The sequence below is a fragment of the Stetteria hydrogenophila genome (assembly GCF_054657575.1).
This window is the reverse complement of record NZ_BAAHYL010000002.1, coordinates 19,563-37,207: the sequence shown is the minus strand read 5'-3', so window position 1 is coordinate 37,207 and position 17,645 is coordinate 19,563. Positions and strand designations below refer to the sequence as shown.

Genomic DNA, 17,645 nt, shown 5'->3' with positions numbered 1-17,645 from the left:
TGTCAGCCAGCGCCGCCCACCCCCACGCCCAGCGCCCTGTGGACCGCCCTGAGCTTGTGGACGGTCTCAGCGTACTCCCTCTCCGGGGTGGAGGCGTAGACCACCCCGGCCCCCGCCCTGGCCTCGAGTAGCCCGTCGCCCGCGCCCCACACGCTCCTGATCACGATCGCCGTCTCCCCCGAGTTGCTGGTGAAGAACCCGGCCGCCCCCGCGTAGGGGCCCCGGGGCGTGTCCTCGAGGGAGGCGATCACCTCCATCGCCCTGGGCTTGGGGGCCCCGGAGACTGTGCCAGCCGGGCTCACGGCTGCGAGCGCCTCCGGGAAGCCGACGCCTGGGAGTGCGAGGGCCTCCACCCTGCTCACTATGTGCTGGACGGCCGAGTACTTCTCGACGTCCATCAGTCTGGGGACCCTCACCGTTCCCGGCACGGCCACCCTGCCGAGGTCGTTCCTCGCGAGGTCGACGAGCATCAGGTGCTCCGCCAGCTCCTTCTCGTCGCTCAGTAGCTCCTCCTCGAGGGCAAGGTCCTCCTCGGGCGTCGCCCCCCGCGGCCTCGTCCCGGCGATGGGGTGGGTCTCAATCCTCCCCCCCTCCATGCGGAGGAGCAGCTCGGGGCTCGACCCTGCGATCCACCAGTCGCCCAGGCGCATGTAGAACATGTAGGGGGAGGGGTTGAGCCTCGCCAGCCTGTCGTAGAGCGCCAGGGGGTCCCCCTTGTACTCGTAGGCCTCGACCCTTGAGAGGACGACCTGGAAGACCTCCCCCTCCGCGATGAGCCTCACCGCCTCCTCGACCCAGGACTCGAAGTCGCGGCGGGGCGTCTCGTACACCGGGCCCCTCACGCCGCCCCACGAGCCCAGGGGGGCCTCGCCGACCTCGGCGTCTCCGGGGCAGACGGTGGCGTGGCCGAGCGCCTTGTCGTAGACCACGATAACCTCGGGCTCGAAGGCGGCTGCCGCGGGCCAGGCGTGCCCCTTGAGCCTCCCCGCCAGCCAGGGCTCGGAGGCGAGCACCGAGGCCTCGTAGCCCAGGACGCCGAAGGCCATGCGCCTGCAGGGAATGGAGCCGCAGCCCGGCGGGGCCACCCTCGCCAGGGCCTCGACGCCCTCCCTGGGGTCCCTCGCCTCGACCGCCGAGGCGGCGCCCGCGGCTACGATGGCGTACCTCGCCTTCTCCCCCGGCCCCTCCCCGCTCTCGAGGAGGGCGACGTGGCTGAACCTCTCGCCGGCCCACGCGGCGAGGCCGCGCGGGCTGGGGGCCCTGGCTAGCGGGATCCTCCTGCAGCCAGCCCACTGCCCGGCCGGCATGACTCGAGCCCCTCCAGGAGGGCCTCGACTAGCCTGGGATCCTTCACGCCGGGGGCGCTCTCGACGCCGCTGCTCACGTCGACGAGGTAGACGCCGGTCGAGGCCACGAGGCAGGCGTTCCCCGGCGCCACTCCCCCCGCGGCGCCGGCCCTGGGAGTGCAGGCCGCAGCTCTCCGGTAGGCTTGGAGGGGCGCCTTGAGGCCGGCCTCGTAGCTGAGCTTGAGCCCCTTCACGGCGTCCACTAGGAGGTACTCGTGGGGCGCTGAGGCGGCTGCGCAGGGGTCCGGGTCGAGCCTGGAGCCGTCCCAGAGGGAGACGGGGGCCAGGCGGACGCCGAGGCCCGCCAGGCCTTCCGCCAGGGCCTCCAGCTCCCCCGGCTCCGCGGGCTGGTGGTACTGGACCACCCTGAAGGCTTCGAGGCGCGAGGCTAGGTCCACCGCCTCGGCGGGCGTGTGGCCCGCGACGACGAGCACGGGCGTGCTCCTGGAGGCGGTGGCGGCGAGGCTGGAGGCCTCGCGGGGCTCGAGGATCCTCGGAGACCCCACGCCCCTCGCCACTATGAACCCGAGGTAGTCTGCGACGCCGTCGAGGGCCTCGACGTCCTGGGGCCTTGTGAGGCCGCAGACCTTCAGCCTCGGCCTCCGCAGCACTCCCTGCACACCCCCAGCATTTCCTCGATGAACCCGCTCACCCTGCCCTCGTCGATCGCCTGCAGGGCGGCCTCGACTCCGTCCCTGATGCTCCCCACCGCCCCGGCGGCGTAGAGCGCCGCCCCGGCGTTGGCGGCGATGAACTCCCTGTCCCCGGGCCTCCCCCTGCCCCTCGCGACGGCTAGGAAGCGTTCAACGCTCTCCGCGGGGCTTGTGACCCTCAGCTCGCCGAGCCCCCTCTCCCTTAGCCCGAGGTCGCGGGGCGTGACGCGGTACTCCTCCACCCTGCCCCGGTGGACCTCGATGACGAGGGTCTCGCCGGAGAGGCTGACCTCGTCTATCCCGGGCTCCCCGTGGACTATGACGAGCCTCTCGTAGCCCAGCACCGACCCGGCCTCGGCCATCAGCCTCGCCAGCCCCGGGGTCGCGGCGCCGAGGAGCTGCCTCCTCACCATGCCGGGGTTGGCGAGGGGCCCCACGAGGTTGAAGATTGTCCTGACGCCGAGCTTCCTCCGGACCGGCATGACCCTCGCGAGCGCCGGGTGGTAGCGGGGGGCGTAGAGGAAGGCGAAGCCCGCCCTGGCAAGCATGCACCGGGCCTCCTCGGGGCCGTGGTCGACCCTGTAGCCGAGGGCCTCCATGAAGTCGGCGCTCCCGCTCCTGCTGCTAACCCCGCGGTTCCCGTGCTTCAGCACCGGCACCCCCAGGCTCGCGGCGACGACCGCTGCGGCGGTGGAGGCGTTGAGCGTGTGCGCCCCGTCCCCTCCAGTCCCGGCGGTGTCCAACGGGTCCAGGCCGCCCGTGTCGACCTTGACGCAGGCCTCCCTCAACGCGGCGGCGAAGCCCGCGACCTCCTCGGGCCTCTCGCCCCTCGCCTTGAGCGCTGCGAGCACCGCAGCTACCCCGACGTCGTCCAGCTCTCCCTCCAGCATAGCTGCGGCGAGCCTCTTCGCCTCCTCGAAGCCGAGGCTCCCCCGGGTGATAGCCTCGAGCACCCCGGGCAGGTCGAAGCCCGCGGCCACCCCTCCTTCACCCCCGTGCCTTGAGCTCGCCGGAGACGAGCCTGGACTCGATGGCTTCGTAAGCGTCTATGTCGAGGTAGCCGTGGCCGCTGAGGTTGAACGCTATAACGCTGCCTGCAGGCGCCTTCGAGGCGATGTCCATCACCGCCTTCACTGCGTGGGCGCTCTCGGGGGCGGGCAGGATCCCCTCAGCCCTCGCGAACACCGCCGCGGCCTCCAGCACCTCCTCCTGGCTGTATGCGACCGCCTCGACGTAGCCTAGGAGCCTGAGGAGGGAGAGGCTCGGAGCGGCGCCGTGGTAGCGGAGCCCAGCCGCGTGGACGGGGGGCGGCACGTAGCTCCTCCCCAGCGTGTACATCCTCGCCAGGGGCAGGGTGAGGCCGGTGTCGAGGCCGTCGTACCTGTAGTCGCCCCTCGTGAGCCTCGGGGCCGCCCTGGACTCTGCGGCTATGAACCTGGTCCCCTCGAAGCCCTCCCCCCTCAGCTTCATCCCAATCACAGGGTAGGTGAAGCCGCCGAAGTTGCTGCCGCCCCCGACGCAGGCCACCATGTAGTCCGGCTCCTCGGGGAGCTGCTCAAGGGCCTCGAGCCCTATCACTGTCTGGTGGGTGAGCACGCTCTCCATCACCGAGCCGGGGACGTACCTGCGGCGCTCGCCGCTGAGCGTGTACTCCACCGCCTCGGTTATCGCAAGCCCCAGACTCCCCGGGTGGCCCGGGTTCTCCCTGAGCGCCTCCCTGCCCGCCCTCGTCTCGGTGCTCGGGCTCGGCACCACCCTCGCGCCCAGCGCCTTCATCGCGAGCCTCCTAGGCTTCTTCGACTCGTGGCTGCTCCTGGTCATGAAGACGGTCGCCTTCACGCCCAGCATCGCCGCCGCGGTGGAGACTGCGAGGCCCCACTGGCCGGCGCCGGTCTCGGTTACAACTTCGACCGCGCCGTCGAGCTTGGCATAGTAGACCTGGGGTATCGCGGTGTTCAGCTTGTGGCTCCCCGTTGGGAGGGCGCCCTCGAACTTGTAGTAGATCCTGACCCTCCCAGAGACGCCGAGCGCCCTCTCCAGGCCCTCAGCCCTCAGGAGGGGCGTCGGCCTCCCGGCCCTCTCGTACGCCCTCCTCACCTCCTCGGGGATCCTCAGCGTCCTGGAGAGCGTGTACTCCTCGTCTATCACCCTGGAGGGCAGGATCCTGGCGAGCAGGGCTATCCTAGACTCCTCCTCGTCCAGGGGATCCACCAGGGGCGGGAGGGGGACTGGGAGGTCCGCGGTGAGGTTGTACCAGTACCTGGGCACCCCTGGCATCACGCCTCCACCCCCTTCGGGGCCTCGTGGACGGCGTCCCTCAGCGTGCAGGCGAGGCGCCTCGCCTCCTCGACTCCCCCGCCCTCGAGGGCCCTGGCGACCGCTGAGCCTACGACTACGCCGTCAGCGCCGCTCTCGATTATCCCGCGGGCCATCTCGGGCGTTCTAATCGCGAAGCCGGCGAGGAGGTAGGTGTCGCCGAGGAGGTGCTTGGCTAGCCTGACGTTCCTCTCAACCCCTATCGGCAGCTTCACCCCGGTAGCCGGCTGCAGGCCGAGGTAGACGTAGAGCGGGTCCTTGGCCGCGTAGAGCTGGAGCCACCTGTGCGGGAACCTGCTGGAGGCGAAGAAGCAGGGCCTCAGCCCGGCGCGCTCGCTCTCCTCGACGTACTCCCCAACCCTCCACGGGTAGTCGAAGGGGAGGTCCGGGAAGAGGACGCACAGCGCGCCGGCGGAGGCGGCGGCCTCTAGCACGCCCCTCAGGCTGTCCTCGAAGTCGCCCATGTAAGCCATGAGCGTGAACGGCGCCTCAACACCCGCAGCTTCGACGAGCTTCAGAGCCTCGACCCCCCTGACGCCGCGGCTAACCACCGCCTTGTGAGTCAGCCTGATCGTCGGCCCGTCATACTTCGGCCTCCCAGTGGGGAGCCCGAGTTCGAGGAAGTCGGCGCAGCCCGCCAGGGCCCCCAGGACCCCGGGGAAGGAGTCGGGGCTGGGGTAGCCGATGGTCAGGTAGACGCTAAAACCGGGCCGCCTCAAAGCCATTGGCGCTCCATCACACCCACCAACCACCCACCCCGCCGAGGCCGCTCTAGTATAAAAGCCTTACCCCGGGCTTGCCCGGGACGAGGGCGCCCAGACAGCTCGCCCGGGAGGGATCCCGCCCCCCGGGGCCGGTGAAAGCCTCGAGCAGCCCGGGGCAATCGCTAGACACTAGAGAGTGGGGGCGGGAGCCCCGTAATAGAATAGAATAGAAGGGGTGCTACGCTTGTGGTATCGGGTTCTCCTCCTCAAACTCCGCTCAGGGGCTATTTGATGCGTGGAGACGCTGCGGGGGTGAGTAGCCTTGGTGCTGGACGTGTTTAAGAGGGTGCTCGGCAGGGGCAGGCCGGGCGTTGAGGATTACGCTGCTCAGTGGGGTGTGAACGACTACCTCGGGGGCGTCCCGGGCGCTGAGGGTGGAGCCGAGGAGGGCTTCGACTACGACAGCGTGGTGGCTAGGCTAGAGTATAGGAGGCGCGAAATCGAGAGTATGAGGGACATGATTGTCAGGGAGATAGACGAGGACTACAAGAGGATGGTGGAGGCCGCGAAGCAGGGCGACAGGGAGACCCTAGAACTCATCGCAGCCGATGCCGCGCTGAAGGAGAGGCTGGCGAAGGCGCTCACCGTGCTGGTCAGGATGATACACCTGGCGATCGGCAGGGTTAGGGCTGCGAAGAGCGCCGAGGAGATACTGAAGGCAATACAGCCGGTGGTCATGATGGTTAGGAGCGTGAACGAGAGCATCGCCGCGACCGCGCCGGAGCTCGCGGTGCAGCTTGAGGAGCTGAGGGAGGAGGTTGAGAAGCTCTACAACTTCCAGGGCGTCCCGACGCCAGTGCCGGTTAGGAGCATCGCGGAGACGTCGCCGGAGGCGAGGGAGCTGATCAGGAAGGCCCTGGCGGAGGCGAGCAGGGACGCCGAGAAGATACTCCCCAAGCCCCCTGCGGTCCTAGCCCCCGCGGGCTCCAGCGTAAACGTGAACGTCGACATCGAGGAGGTTGCATCGAAGCTGCTGGAGTACATCAAGTCAACCGGGGGCAGGGTCAAGGTCTCCCAGGCCGCCAAGGCGCTCGGCGTGGCTCCCGAGGTGATCAAGAGGGCGCTGCTCTACCTCGAGGAGAAGGGGGTCATCAAGATCCAGCGGAAGCAGCCCCTCAACGCCTAGCCCCCCGGGTATGGCGTCCCTCCGCCCGGGGGCCCGTACCCCCTTAAGTTGAAGGCTAGGTTAACGCTGACGCTCTGGGGGTTAAGGGTGGTGGCTGGAGTTGAGCGGCGCCAGGGATGTCCTGCTGGGGGCGGCTAGGAGGTACGCTCTCGCCTACAAGGAGGCCGAGAGTAAGGGGCTGCGCGAGGAGGCCGTGGTTAACCTCAAGAGGGCTGTGGAGGCCCTGGAGGAGTACCTCAGGCTCTACCCGGACGACCTGCTGGCCCCAAAGATTATGAAGATACTCGAGGGGTACAGGAGGAAGCTTGCGGAGCTTGAGTCCGGGGAGGCCCTCGCCCAGGCGGTCGACGAGGAGTACAGGGTCGAGGTTAACGAGAAGGCGCTGAAGAGGAGTGGCTCGAGGGAGCCGCCAGTGTTCGCCTTGAGGGAGAAGCCATCCGTGACGTTCGACGACATAGCCGGGCTCGAGGAGGCCAAGCAGGCGGTGAGGGAGGCGATAATCTACCCAATACGGAGGCCCGACCTCTTCCCCCTAGGCTGGCCCCGGGGGATCCTACTCTTCGGCCCGCCCGGCACCGGTAAGACGATGCTCGCCGCCGCCGTCGCCAACGAGGTTGACGGGGAGTTCCTCTACGTCGACGCAGCGAGCATTATGAGCAAGTGGCTGGGGGAGGGTGAGAAGAACGTTAAGAGCCTTTTCGAGTACGCCAGGGCCAGGGCCCGCGAGGGGGTCCCGGTGATAATATTCATCGACGAGATAGACGCGCTGCTCGGCGTGCACACGAACGAGGTCGGGGGGGAGGTGAGGGTCAGGAACCAGTTCCTCAAGGAGATGGACGGGATCCAGGACAAGGGCAGCAACCTCCACGTCTACGTGATAGGCGCCACCAACAAGCCCTGGAAGCTGGACGAGCCGTTCATAAGAAGGTTCCAGAAGAGGATCTACGTCCCACTCCCCGACAAGGCGGCCAGGCGCAGGCTGCTAGAGCTGCTCACCTCCAAGATAAAGCTCGCCCCCGACGTCGACCTAGACGAGTTAGCAGAGCTGCTCGAAGGCTACTCGGGCAGCGATATAAGGGACATAGTCCAAAGCGCGTACATGAGGACGGTGAGGGAGTACTTCGAGAACGGCGGCAAAGGCGAGCCGAGGCCGGTGACTATGAACGACTTCCTGGAGATACTAAAGCAGAGGAAGCCAAGCGTCGACAGGGAGACAATAAAACTCTACGAGGAGTGGTACGAGAAGTTCAAGGCACTCTAACCCCCCTCTCCCCGGCCCTCTTCTCCCCACCCACCCGCCACCCGGCTGGCGGGGGGACGCCGTCGAGGGCCTCCCGTTCTGGCTTGAGGATATTAACCCTCCCGGAACTCTTGTCCCTGGCAGGCCCCGGGTATGGGACCTAGCCTTTGGGGGGTGAAGCCTTATGCCCAGCCTTCCGGTGAGGCGTGTAGACAAGAACGTCTGGATGATCCCGAAGGGCGCTAAGAGCTGCATGAGGGTGCCGGCCATAATCTATGCCGACGAGTTCCTGCTGGAGAAGATGAAGGGGGACAGGACTCTCGAGCAGGCGGCTAACGTTGCTTGCCTGCAGGGCATCCAGAAGTATAGCATAGTGATGCCCGACGGCCACCAGGGCTACGGGTTCCCGATAGGCGGAGTCGCGGCCATGGCTATCGATGAGGACGGCGTCATAAGCCCGGGCGGCGTCGGCTACGACATCAATTGCGGCGTGAGGGTGATTAGGACCGACTTGACCGTCGACGAGGTGAGGCCCAGGATAAAGGAGCTAGTCGACGAGCTCTACAGAAACGTGCCGAGCGGGCTCGGGAGCACGGGTAAGGTGAAGCTGTCGATAGACGAGCTTGACAGGGTCCTCTCCGAGGGGGTCCGCTGGGCCGTCTCGAAGGGCTACGCCTGGGCTGATGACCCGGAGCACATCGAGGAGCATGGCAGCTGGGGCCTCGCCGACCCGAGCAAGGTGAGTATAACCGCTAAGAGGCGTGGCGCCGAGCAGCTCGGCACGCTGGGCAGCGGGAACCACTTCCTAGAGGTCCAGGTGGTCGACAGGGTTTTCGACGAGAGGATAGCGAAGGTCTACGGCATCTTTGAGGGCCAGGTCGTCGTGATGGTCCACACGGGCAGCAGGGGCCTGGGCCACCAGGTGGCCAGCGACTACCTGGCGGTAATGGAGAGGGCTATGAGGAAGTATGGAACCATACCCCCCGACAGGGAGCTGGCCAGCATCCCCTACAACAGCCGCGAGGCCCAGGACTACGTGAGGGCCATGGCTGCGGCGGCCAACTTCGCCTGGACGAACAGGCAGCTCATCACCCACTGGACGAGGGAGAGCTTCAGGAAGGTGTTCCACAGGGACCCCGACCAGCTCGGGATGAGGATAGTCTACGACGTCGCCCACAACATTGCGAAGATAGAGGAGTACGACGTCGACGGTAAGAGGAAGAAGCTCGTCGTCCACAGGAAGGGCGCGACGAGAGCGTTCCCGCCGGGCAGCCCGGAGATACCCAAGGACTACCGTGAAGTCGGCCAGCCCGTGCTGATACCCGGCAGCATGGGGACGGCGAGCTACATACTCGCAGGCGTCCCGGAGGGCGTGAAGTCCTGGTACACAGCCCCCCACGGCGCCGGCAGGTGGATGAGCAGGGCGGCGGCCAAGAGGACCAAGACCTACGTCGAGGTGGTGAAGTCCCTGGAGAAGATGGGGATCTACATAAGGGCGAGCAACAGGGCCACCGTGGTCGAGGAGATGCCGGAGGCCTATAAGGACGTGGACCGCGTCGCGCAGGTAGCCCACGCGGTGGGCATCGCGAGGCTAGTCGCGAGGATGAGGCCACTCGGCGTCACGAAGGGCTAGCCGCCCCTCCCCATTCTCTCGAGGAGTAGCTCCAGGTAGGTCTCCTCCACCAGCTCCCCCTCCACCCCCAGCTCCCTGCTCAAACCCTCCGGGTCCGGCCCCTCGACCTCGACGTAGCAGCCGAGCCCCTCCACCCTGTCCAGGGTGACCACGTGCCCCCCGTACTCGGCGTAAACTCTCTCCTTGACCACCCTAGCCACCGGCCTGAAGCCCAGCCTCTCCAGGATCTCCTCCACCGGCCCCTCGACGCGGGCCTCGACCTCGAGCCTGCTCTTCACGCTGCCCGAGCCCAGCCTCGGCCCCTTGTAGGTCAGAACCCTAACCCCCCTGCTGGCTCTGACCCTCAGCGCCTCATCGGTGGAGGCGAAGTCCCTGCAGGGGTGGTTGTAGTACAAGTCCTCCTCCCGCACGGGGCCGCTGAGCCTGGCGCCCAGGCTCCTGAGCCTCTCCAGGAGAGCGTCGAGCAGGCCGCAGTCAACCCTGTACTTTACCTCCTTCTCCAAGTGGCCCAAGTGCGCCCACCCCGGGGAATGAAGGATGTGTGGGGATTAAAGGAGCCGTTCACCGGGCCAGCCAGCAGGTGACGTAGTGGCCCTTCTCAACCTCCTCCAGCTCAGGCTCCCGGCGCCTGCAGATGTCCTTCGCGAAGGGGCACCTGGTGTGGAACCTGCACCCCGGCGGCGGGTTTATCGGACTGGGCGGCTCCCCGGTAATCCTCAGCCTCCTCCTGCCCCGGGCCTCGAAGGGGTCCGGTATGGGTATCGACGAGAAGAGGGCCTGGGTGTAGGGGTGCAGCGGCTTCTCGAACACCTCCTCGGCCGGCCCGTACTCGACTATCTTCCCGAGGTACATAACCGCTATGTAGTCGCTCATGTACCTCACCACGCCGAGGTCGTGGCTTATGAAGAGGTAGGTGAGGTTGAACTCCCTCTGGAGGCCTTTAAGCATCTCGAGTATCTGGGCCTGCACGCTCACATCGAGCGCGCTCGTGGGCTCGTCGAGGACTATGAACTCCGGCCTTAGGGCTAGCACCCTTGCGATCGCTATCCTCTGCCTCTGGCCGCCGCTGAACTCGTGAGGGTACCTGTAGAGGTGGGTCTCGTTCAGCCCAACCCTGTAGAGGAGCTTGACGACGAAGGACTCCGGGTCGTCAACCTTAATCCCGTGGACTCGGAGGGGCTCCATTATTAGCTGGAACACGGTCATCCTCGGGTTGAGGCTCGAGTAGGGGTCCTGGAACACCATCTGAGCCCTGCGCCTGAACTCCTTCAACTCCCTGCCCTTCAACTTGAGCACGTCCATGCCATCGTAGAGTATCGAGCCCCCGGTGGGCTCGATGAGCCTTAGCACAAGCCTTCCAACAGTGGTCTTGCCGCTGCCCGACTCGCCCACGAGGCCCAGAGTGCTGCCCCTCTCTATCTTGAACGACACTCCGTCAACGGCCTTGATGTAGCCCCTAGTCCTTAGGATGCCCTCTGACGGGGAAGTACTTCTTGAGGTTCCTAACCTCCACTAGGGCCACGCCGCACCCCCCGGCTTACGCGTAGAGCCAGCACGCGACCCTGTGCCCGTCGCCCACCCACACCTCGGGCGGCTTCTTCGCCGAGCAAACGTCCTTCTTCACAGGGCACCTGGGGTGGAACCTGCACCCCGGCGGCGGGTTTATCAGGTTCGGCACGGTGCCCGGGATCGACTCTAGCCTGACACTCTTCCTCCTAGGGTTGGGGACGGCCCTCAGTAGGGCCTTAGTGTAGGGGTGGAGCGGGTTCTTGAACAGCTCAACAACCGGGGCCTCCTCGACTATGTTCCCGGCGTACATGACTGCTACCCTGTCGCACACCTCCGCGACCAGGCCAAGGTTGTGCGTTATGAGGAGTATCGTGAGGTCCTCCCTCCTCTTGAGTTCCATGAGCAGGTCCATGAGCTGCGCCTGGATCGTAGCGTCGAGAGCAGTGGTCGGCTCGTCAGCTATCAGCAGCCTGGGCTTGTTGCTGAGCGCGATGCCGATCACGCTCCTCTGCTTCATCCCCCCGCTGAGCTCGTGGGGGTAGCTCTTCGCCCTCTTCTCGGGGTCAGGCATGAAGACGCTCCTCAGCACCTCGACGGCTTTAGCGAGGCCCTCCTTTATCCTGGAGACCCTTCCATGCTCGTACATCGTCTCCGCTATCTGGTAGCCTATAGTGTAGAGCGGGTCGAGCGCCGCCGTGGGATCCTGGAACACGTAGGCTATCTCGGAGCCCCTGATCCTCCTGAGCTCCTCCTCGTCCAGCTCCAGGAGGTTCACGGGCCCCTCTGGCCTGTAGTAGATGACTTCTCCCCCCTCAATCCTGCCCGGGGGGAGGACGAGCCCGGTGAGGGCCCTCGCAGTCACGCTCTTCCCGCAACCGGTCTCGCCAACGAGGCAGTACGTCTCCCCCCTGCAGATCCTGAATGAGACCCCGTCTATGGCCTTAACCACGCCCGCGTAGGTGTAGAAGTTAACCCTCAAATCCCTAACCTCTATGAGCGGCTCGCAGCCGGCCACAGCCTCACTCCCCCCTACCCTTCTTGACCCTGAACTCTATGCTCCTCCTAGTCTTCGGGTCGAGCACGTCCCTCAGGGTGTCCCCCACGAGGTTGAAGCCGAGCACGACTAGGAATATCGCGAGGCCCGGGTAGAACACAGCCCACCAGTCCTTCGGGAAGTAGTTGGATCCGTCGTAGATTATCCTGCCCCAGTCCGCTATCGGCGGCACCGCGCCTAGGCCGAGGAAGCTGAGGCCGGCCTCTGTCAGTATGACGCTGCCGAAGTCCAGGGTCAGGTAGACTAGTATGGGGCTCATTATGTTGGGTAATATGTGCCTTAGCATGATCTGCCTTGTGGGCACCCCTAGGGCCCGCGCGGCCTCCACGTAGACGTTCTCCCTCTCACTAAGCGTCATACCCCTCACGAGCCTCGCGTAGCCGGGCCACCAGACTATCCACAGCGCCACCACGACCGAGATCAGGCTGGCCATGGCCCCGGCGTGCTGGGGCTTTAGGGCGAATAGTTTGAGGAAGAAGTCCCTCACGCCCGGGTGCGCGTCGAGGAAGTCCGAGATCCTCGGGGGTAGGACTGCGGAGAAGGCTATGGCCAGTATGAGCCCCGGGAAGGCTAGGAAGATGTCGGTGATCCTCATGATGGCCTCGTCCACCTTGCCCCCGTAGTAGCCGGCCACGAGGCCCAAGAGTATCCCTATCCAGGGGCCGACGGCCATTACTAGGACCGCTATCACGAGGCTGGTCCTGGCGCCGTAGAGGATCCTGCTGAGCAGGTCCCTCCCCTGGTCGTCGGCCCCGAGGATTAGGGTGTAGTTGCCCGGCTTCACCCCCAGAGCCTCTGAGAGCCCCCCGTCTTTGATCTGGATCACGGTCCCCGGCGGAGCCCTCTTAGCGTTGGGGTCGAAGAAGGTCAGCTGCAGGTCGTAGCTGAAGGGGGCCAGGTAGGGGCCCACTATCCCCAGCACTATGAACGAGACCACGAGCACCGCTCCAATTATCCCCGGCGGGCTCCTGTTGAAGGCGTAGGCCATGAGCTTCCACTCGTCGACCCTGCTCTTGTTCCTCCTCAGCCACCCCGGCCTAACCCTGTCGGCTAGGCGCGCGAATGCGTCTATGAAGGCGTCGCTCAGCCTGTCAAGGAGCTTCTTCTCGTAAACCTCCCCAGCCATTAGTACCTCACCCTCGGGTCTATGAAGGCGTAGAGTATGTCTACTATCAGGTTCACGGTCACGTATATGAGTCCGACGAAGAACACGGAGCCTGTGAGGGCGAGGTAGTCGAGGAGGCGTATAGAGTTGAGCATGTACCTCCCCAGCCCGGGCAGCCCGAAGATGGTCTCGGTTATGGGGGTGCCGGCTAGGAGGGCTCCGAACATTAGGCCTAGCACCGTGACGACTGGGACCATTGCGTTCTTCAAGACGTGCCTGTAGATCCTCAGCCTGCTAAACCCTCGGGCCCTGGCGAACTCCGTGAAGTCAGCGCCGTAAGCGTCCAGGAAGCTGTTCCTCACTATCCTGGCCACGACTCCTATTCCGGAGAAGCCCAGGATGAAGCCTGGGAGCCAGTACCTCTTAACTATCTGCCCGAACGTCTGGAAGTCGAGCTTGAGCAGCGAGTCTATCAGCGGGATCCCCGTGATCTTATACGGCGGGGTGGGCGTGCCGGCGAGCACTATCCAGTGGAGCTTAACGTAGAACACGTAGATGAGGAGGTATGCGAGCCAGAATATGGGGGTTGACACACCCACTAGGGCAAGGATCCTGACCGCGGCGTCTAGGGCTGTATCCTTCTTCAGCGCGGAGAGCACCCCGAGGGGGACGCCTATAACTACTATGAAGAAGAACGCCACCAGCGTGAGCTGCAGGGTGACCGGGAAGTAGGTGGTTAGATCCTGCCAGATGTACCTGTGGGTCACGGGGCTGACCATGCTGTTCGTGAGCAGCTTCTTCATTATGAAGTAGTACTGTACAATCAACGGGTCGTCCAGGTGATACTCCCTTATAAGCCTCTCGACCACCTGCGGGCTCGCCTTCTCCCCTCCAGCCCACACCCTAGCGGGGTTAGCGGGGAGAACGGCGGCGATGAGGAACACGATGAAGGTGACGCCTATCAGTGTGGGTATGAACGTGAGCAGCCTCCGCACTAGGAACCTGCGAAGGTCGGCCACCGACAGGGCACCCGTCGGCACCCGCGGGTGCCTTCCGGGGAGGCTTTAAACTCCGCAGCTAAGCGTGGAGGGCCTCGTTTAAAACGCTGGCCGTGAAGCCCGGGCTGCAAACCTGCAAGTGAATAAAGCAATCGATGACTGGGAGTAAAACCCGGTGGGGCTTAAGAAAAGGGGGGAGAGGCAAGCCGCAGCTAAAGCCTGCCTCTGGGGTTACCCTTCGGTGAACAGGGCCTCTACCTCTGCTGGGTTGGTCGTCTTTATGAAGTCTAGCACGCTGAACTTGGTCCCGCCGTACATCATTGGACCGGCGTAGTTGTCGGGGTCTAGGTAGTCCGGCGCCCATCCTATGATGTAGACGTCGAAGTCTCCCTTCTCGACCCTGTCCAGCAGGGTGGGCCACTCCAGCCCTTTAATAGTGACCTGGAAGCCAAGCTGGCTCCAGATGGTCTGCAGGTAGTTGGCTATCTTCTCTCTCTGGGTGTTCCCGGAGTTGTACCAGATCTCAAACTTGTACTGGGTCGGGTCTATGCCGGACTTCTCTATTAGCTCCCTGGCCTTGTTCAGGTCGAAGGTGTACTTTATGACGAGGTCGTCGTTGTGGCCGGGGAAGCCTGCGGGTATGACTCCGTAGAGCCTCTCAATGAACCCGTTGTAGACGTCGTTCTTGATCTGCTCGAACGGTATGGCGTACATGAGGGCTTGCCTGACGTACACGTTGTCGAAGGGCGGCTTCATAGTGTTCAGGACTATGAAGACTATAGTCGGCTCCAACTCGCCGGTCTCCACTTTAACCTTGAAGCTCGTGCCGGGGTACTGGGTCCCGTTCACGTCCTCCAGCCTGTCGAGGGGTATTGCCCCGGTGTCGGCGTCTCCGCTGGTGAGTATCGATATCCTGGCGTTGGCGTCGTCGTTTATCAGGTAGATGACTGTCTTGTGGCTGGGCACGCCCCCGCTACCGTAGGGCTGCTGGCTCCAGAGGGTCTTGTTCCAGTAGTATGGGTTGTACTCTAGGACTATGTAGGATCCCTCCTGGTACTCCTTCACGTAGTAGGGCCCGGTGCCGACGGGGTACTGGTTGAGCAGCAGGTGGCTCGGGTCCTGCTCGCTGGGCTGAATGTAGGTCGCCCACGCAGCCGGGTTCCTGCCGTAGTCGCTGGCCTTCAGCGCCTCCTGGTACTTGCCCTGGAGGCCCTCGGAGTAGTCGAATACGTACTGCATTGGGATGACGCTCACGAAGGGGTCTGCAAGTATGCTCAGTATAGCGCCGTAGGGCTGGGTGAGCTTGAGCTTCACGACGCCTGCAGTCTCGCCGGTGTAGCCGAAGAGCTGGAGCAGCTCGCTCAGACTCTTAGGCGTGGCCACCTGGCCTGCATACTCCGCGGTCAGCTCCCCGCTCGCGAGTAGCTGGTCCAGCTCGTCCTCGCTGAGCACGCTGCTGGCGTTCACGTCGACGAACTCGGTTATCATCCAGCTTGGGTCGAGGCCTAGCTGCGCCACCCTCCATATGCTGAAGAGCACGTCGGTGGCGTTAATGTTGTAGACCTTGTCGTGCCAGGGATCGTAGGCCTTCACGCCACCCCTTATGACGAAGTACCACGTGGTTCCCTCCTTGTCGTGGGCCCAGGCGACTGCCAGGTCCGGCTGGACGTGCTCGGTATCCTCCTTCCAGTAGGTGACGAGGGTGTCCCCTATGTTGTGCCAGATCTCCCAGCCGAAGGTCTCATAGTCGGCGGCGGGGTCGAAGGTGTCGGGCCAGCCGTGCGTGACTATCACGTAGGTTGACGCGTCGTTCACGTAGCTCCCGATGCCGAGGGGCCTTGAGGGGGCGTTGGGGTCCTCCCAGAGCAGGTCATACCTCTCGGCCAGCGTTGGGTGGTAGTATCGGCCGTGCAGCCAGTCCCAGTAGGTCCTGACGAGCTTGTACTGGCCCAGCCACAGTATGGGCACCTCGTAGTTGCTCAGCTTGTATATAGCCTCGTAGAGCTGCATCCTAACGAAGGGGTCCGTCGCCTTCCTAGCCGCGATTATCAGCGCGTCCACCGTGTAGTTCCTTAGAACGCTGGGTCTATGCTCGAGAATGCGAGGCTCTCCTCCCTAGGCTTAGTGGCCTTCTCGTCAACCTCGTAGGCAACCGCTATTATAGGCTTGCCCGTGGGCAGCTGGGGGACACTGGCGCCTTTGGGGCCTACAACCACGTATGCCTGGCTTGTCTCGATGACGAGAGCCGTCGGGCCGGCGGCCGTCTGGGTCTGAGTCGGCGTCGGGCTAGTGGTTTCCGTGGTTGCCGTAGTCGTTGTGGTGCCGCCTGTAGCGGTCGGCGTGGTAGTCGTTGTCGTCGCCGCCTCGCCAGCCCCGCCGCCCCTCGTGGCGTAGTACGCCACCGCGGCCAGGAGTATTACAATGATTAACGCAGCTATCGCGGCCTGCGTAGACGAGATTCCCCGCCCGTGCCTCCTGTTCAAGAACCACCCCTCCCAGACGCTCTCTATCATTAATTTTGGAAAAAGCGTTAAGGCGGCTTAGATATAAAAAGCGTTTCGGGCGGGTGGCTAGTCATTAGGGTCGAGGGCCGCGCCTTCAAAATGGCGGTTCCACACCACGTAGTCGCCACGCCTAGGGGCGTCTACGGGCTTGACGCTCACTTCTGGAGTAGCGTGGAGCTGGATGCGAGGAAGGTGCTAATGGTGCGCCCGGCCAGAACGCTCAGCAGCGACGTGGCGGGGTGCAGGGTTCTACCGGTCAGGGTGGGGGTCGAGGAGCAGCTCAGGGATTTGAAGGCGCTCGCCGCGGGCGATCTCAGGTTCGCCGTGAGGCATGCTAGGTGGAAGCTGGGCAGGCTCCTTGCCCCGCTGCCCGAGCCTAGGGGCGGGGGGGAGTACGTCTACGCCTCCAGGATCGCCGGGAGCCTTGGCCTCGACGAGGCTAGGCCTGTGGGGGTTTCGTGGCTCGTTGTCAGCGTCACCCTTAGAGGTGGCTCGGTGGAGGTGAGCGACGGGGTCTACGATTGGCTCGCGGGTAACGACAGGGTGTTCGCCTCCAGTCTCAGGGAGGCGCTGGGGGTTAGGGGATGAACACGCCGCTTGCACCGTCGAAGTAGACCACGGAGCCCGCCATGTACTCGGGGGCCTCGGCTAGGAAGCCCACGAGCTCCCTCAGCTCGCCGGGGCGGGCGACCCGCCTCAGGGGGCTCCTGCCCTCGACCTCCGAGGCCCAGAGCTCCCCGGGATCCCTCCCCAGCCTCAGCGCTAGCCTGGAAATCGTCGCCCTCGCCCCTGGGGTATCGATGCTCCCCAGGACGACGAGTATGGGCACCACCTTCGGGGAGTAGAGCCGGGCCGCCGCCCTGATCATCACCGGGAGCCCGGCCCTGACAGTGTCGGCTACTACGAGGTAGTCGTGGCTCTCGCGCGTCGTGAAGCTGGTGAAGACTATGAACCTGGCGCTCCTAGTGTTGAGCCTAGCCACCGCCCTGAGTGCCTCCGCGGTGGAGGCGATGTAGAGGCTCGCGGCCTCGAGCCAGTCCCTCCACGAGGCCTCCCCGAGCGTGCAAGGCTCGCAGGAGGGGTTCCCGTAGCTCATCACCACGGCGTCGAGGCCGCCCCACCACTCCAGGGAGGCCCTCACCGCCCCCTCAACGCTCCCCTCAACCCTCAAGTCCCCGGGGTACGCCCTCGCCTCGACCCCGTAGAGCCTCGATAGCCTCTCAACGGCCTCCCCCAGCCTCCCCGGGTCCCTGGCCATGAGGGTTAGGTTGAACCCCCTCGAAGCCAGGGCCTCGGCGGCTATGAAGCCGACCCCGCGGCTCCCCCCAGTGACGAGCGCAGCCTTACCCCTAGGCATTTCGGCGAGCCCTCCCCCGAGAGGTGGGCCTCGGCGCCGG

16 protein-coding genes and 1 pseudogene are annotated in these 17,645 nt (G+C 64.9%); 4 read left to right on the top strand and 13 right to left on the bottom strand.

Going from position 1 to position 17,645, the window contains the following annotated elements:
• Positions 1 to 2: 2 nt before the first annotated feature.
• Genes ACYQ3J_RS03560 through trpA form a run of 5 tightly spaced genes read right to left on the bottom strand, consistent with a single transcriptional unit; the run spans position 3 to position 5,067 of the window.
• On the bottom strand, positions 3 to 1,307 hold the full coding sequence (locus ACYQ3J_RS03560) for an anthranilate synthase component I family protein (protein WP_460124755.1): 1,305 nt from the start codon (positions 1,305 to 1,307) through the stop codon (positions 3 to 5).
• Positions 1,265 to 1,957 (bottom strand): phosphoribosylanthranilate isomerase, encoded by a 693-nt coding sequence (locus tag ACYQ3J_RS03555; RefSeq protein ID WP_460124752.1) that lies wholly within the window; start codon positions 1,955 to 1,957, stop codon positions 1,265 to 1,267. The genes ACYQ3J_RS03560 and ACYQ3J_RS03555 overlap by 43 nt, the downstream gene beginning before the upstream one ends.
• Positions 1,936 to 2,979, bottom strand: a complete 1,044-nt coding sequence (gene trpD / locus ACYQ3J_RS03550; RefSeq protein ID WP_460124750.1) for an anthranilate phosphoribosyltransferase — start codon at positions 2,977 to 2,979, stop codon at positions 1,936 to 1,938. The genes ACYQ3J_RS03555 and trpD overlap by 22 nt, the downstream gene beginning before the upstream one ends.
• 7 nt (positions 2,980 to 2,986) lie before the next feature.
• The gene (locus tag ACYQ3J_RS03545; RefSeq protein ID WP_460124747.1) at positions 2,987 to 4,276 is read right to left on the bottom strand and encodes a TrpB-like pyridoxal phosphate-dependent enzyme; all 1,290 of its coding nucleotides are present in this window, start codon (positions 4,274 to 4,276) and stop codon (positions 2,987 to 2,989) included.
• Positions 4,276 to 5,067: a tryptophan synthase subunit alpha gene (gene trpA / locus ACYQ3J_RS03540; protein ID WP_460124744.1), complete on the bottom strand. Its 792-nt coding sequence runs from the start codon at positions 5,065 to 5,067 to the stop codon at positions 4,276 to 4,278. Before trpA ends, ACYQ3J_RS03545 begins: the two co-directional genes overlap by 1 nt.
• 274 nt (positions 5,068 to 5,341) lie before the next feature.
• On the opposite strand from trpA, the gene ACYQ3J_RS03535 reads away from it, so the two are divergent.
• The 3 genes from ACYQ3J_RS03535 (at position 5,342) to ACYQ3J_RS03525 (ending at position 9,078) form a co-directional block, all read left to right on the top strand.
• Positions 5,342 to 6,205, top strand: a complete 864-nt coding sequence (locus tag ACYQ3J_RS03535; protein ID WP_460124740.1) for a hypothetical protein — start codon at positions 5,342 to 5,344, stop codon at positions 6,203 to 6,205.
• A 100-nt stretch (positions 6,206 to 6,305) separates the two neighbouring features.
• On the top strand, positions 6,306 to 7,466 hold the full coding sequence (locus ACYQ3J_RS03530; protein WP_460124737.1) for an AAA family ATPase: 1,161 nt from the start codon (positions 6,306 to 6,308) through the stop codon (positions 7,464 to 7,466).
• Positions 7,467 to 7,629: 163 nt separating this feature from the next.
• A complete protein-coding gene (locus ACYQ3J_RS03525; protein WP_460124734.1) occupies positions 7,630 to 9,078 on the top strand; it encodes an RtcB family protein in 1,449 nt (482 codons plus the stop codon).
• Here ACYQ3J_RS03525 and cyaB read toward each other — a convergent pair.
• The 7 genes and pseudogenes from cyaB to ACYQ3J_RS03490 form a co-directional block, all read right to left on the bottom strand.
• The gene (gene cyaB, locus ACYQ3J_RS03520) at positions 9,075 to 9,590 is read right to left on the bottom strand and encodes a class IV adenylate cyclase (protein WP_460124731.1); all 516 of its coding nucleotides are present in this window, start codon (positions 9,588 to 9,590) and stop codon (positions 9,075 to 9,077) included. The two genes, ACYQ3J_RS03525 and cyaB, sit on opposite strands and share 4 nt — an antisense overlap.
• 49 nt (positions 9,591 to 9,639) lie before the next feature.
• Positions 9,640 to 10,600 (bottom strand): annotated as a pseudogene (locus ACYQ3J_RS03515) (ABC transporter ATP-binding protein).
• 15 nt (positions 10,601 to 10,615) lie between these two features.
• Positions 10,616 to 11,602 carry an ABC transporter ATP-binding protein gene (locus ACYQ3J_RS03510; RefSeq protein WP_460124728.1) on the bottom strand — a complete coding sequence of 329 codons (987 nt, stop codon included), beginning with the start codon at positions 11,600 to 11,602 and terminating at the stop codon, positions 10,616 to 10,618.
• Positions 11,603 to 11,606: 4 nt separating this feature from the next.
• Positions 11,607 to 12,767, bottom strand: coding sequence for an ABC transporter permease (locus ACYQ3J_RS03505; protein WP_460124725.1), 1,161 nt, complete (start codon positions 12,765 to 12,767; stop codon positions 11,607 to 11,609).
• Positions 12,767 to 13,765, bottom strand: coding sequence for an ABC transporter permease (locus ACYQ3J_RS03500; protein ID WP_460126191.1), 999 nt, complete (start codon positions 13,763 to 13,765; stop codon positions 12,767 to 12,769). The genes ACYQ3J_RS03505 and ACYQ3J_RS03500 overlap by 1 nt, the downstream gene beginning before the upstream one ends.
• 210 nt (positions 13,766 to 13,975) lie before the next feature.
• Positions 13,976 to 15,805, bottom strand: a complete 1,830-nt coding sequence (locus tag ACYQ3J_RS03495) for an ABC transporter substrate-binding protein (protein WP_460124722.1) — start codon at positions 15,803 to 15,805, stop codon at positions 13,976 to 13,978.
• An 11-nt stretch (positions 15,806 to 15,816) separates the two neighbouring features.
• Complete coding sequence (locus ACYQ3J_RS03490) at positions 15,817 to 16,227, bottom strand: hypothetical protein (RefSeq protein ID WP_460124719.1); 411 nt, start codon at positions 16,225 to 16,227, stop codon at positions 15,817 to 15,819.
• A 120-nt stretch (positions 16,228 to 16,347) separates the two neighbouring features.
• Here ACYQ3J_RS03490 and ACYQ3J_RS03485 point away from each other — a divergent pair, with 120 nt between their 5' ends.
• Positions 16,348 to 16,836: a hypothetical protein gene (locus ACYQ3J_RS03485; RefSeq protein ID WP_460124716.1), complete on the top strand. Its 489-nt coding sequence runs from the start codon at positions 16,348 to 16,350 to the stop codon at positions 16,834 to 16,836.
• On the opposite strand, the gene ACYQ3J_RS03480 is transcribed toward ACYQ3J_RS03485, so the two are convergent.
• Positions 16,826 to 17,605: an SDR family oxidoreductase gene (locus ACYQ3J_RS03480; protein ID WP_460124713.1), complete on the bottom strand. Its 780-nt coding sequence runs from the start codon at positions 17,603 to 17,605 to the stop codon at positions 16,826 to 16,828. The genes ACYQ3J_RS03485 and ACYQ3J_RS03480 overlap by 11 nt on opposite strands.
• Positions 17,606 to 17,645 lie beyond the last annotated feature (40 nt).

Coding starts and splice junctions, on each gene's coding strand:
- ACYQ3J_RS03560 (WP_460124755.1), bottom strand. CDS start 1,307: ATGCCGGCCGGGCAGTGGGCTGGCTGCAGGAGGATCCCGCTAGCCAGG.
- ACYQ3J_RS03545 (WP_460124747.1), bottom strand. CDS start 4,276: ATGCCAGGGGTGCCCAGGTACTGGTACAACCTCACCGCGGACCTCCCA.
- ACYQ3J_RS03525 (WP_460124734.1), top strand. CDS start 7,630: ATGCCCAGCCTTCCGGTGAGGCGTGTAGACAAGAACGTCTGGATGATC.
- ACYQ3J_RS03505 (WP_460124725.1), bottom strand. CDS start 12,767: ATGGCTGGGGAGGTTTACGAGAAGAAGCTCCTTGACAGGCTGAGCGAC.
- ACYQ3J_RS03485 (WP_460124716.1), top strand. CDS start 16,348: ATGGCGGTTCCACACCACGTAGTCGCCACGCCTAGGGGCGTCTACGGG.
- ACYQ3J_RS03480 (WP_460124713.1), bottom strand. CDS start 17,605: ATGCCTAGGGGTAAGGCTGCGCTCGTCACTGGGGGGAGCCGCGGGGTC.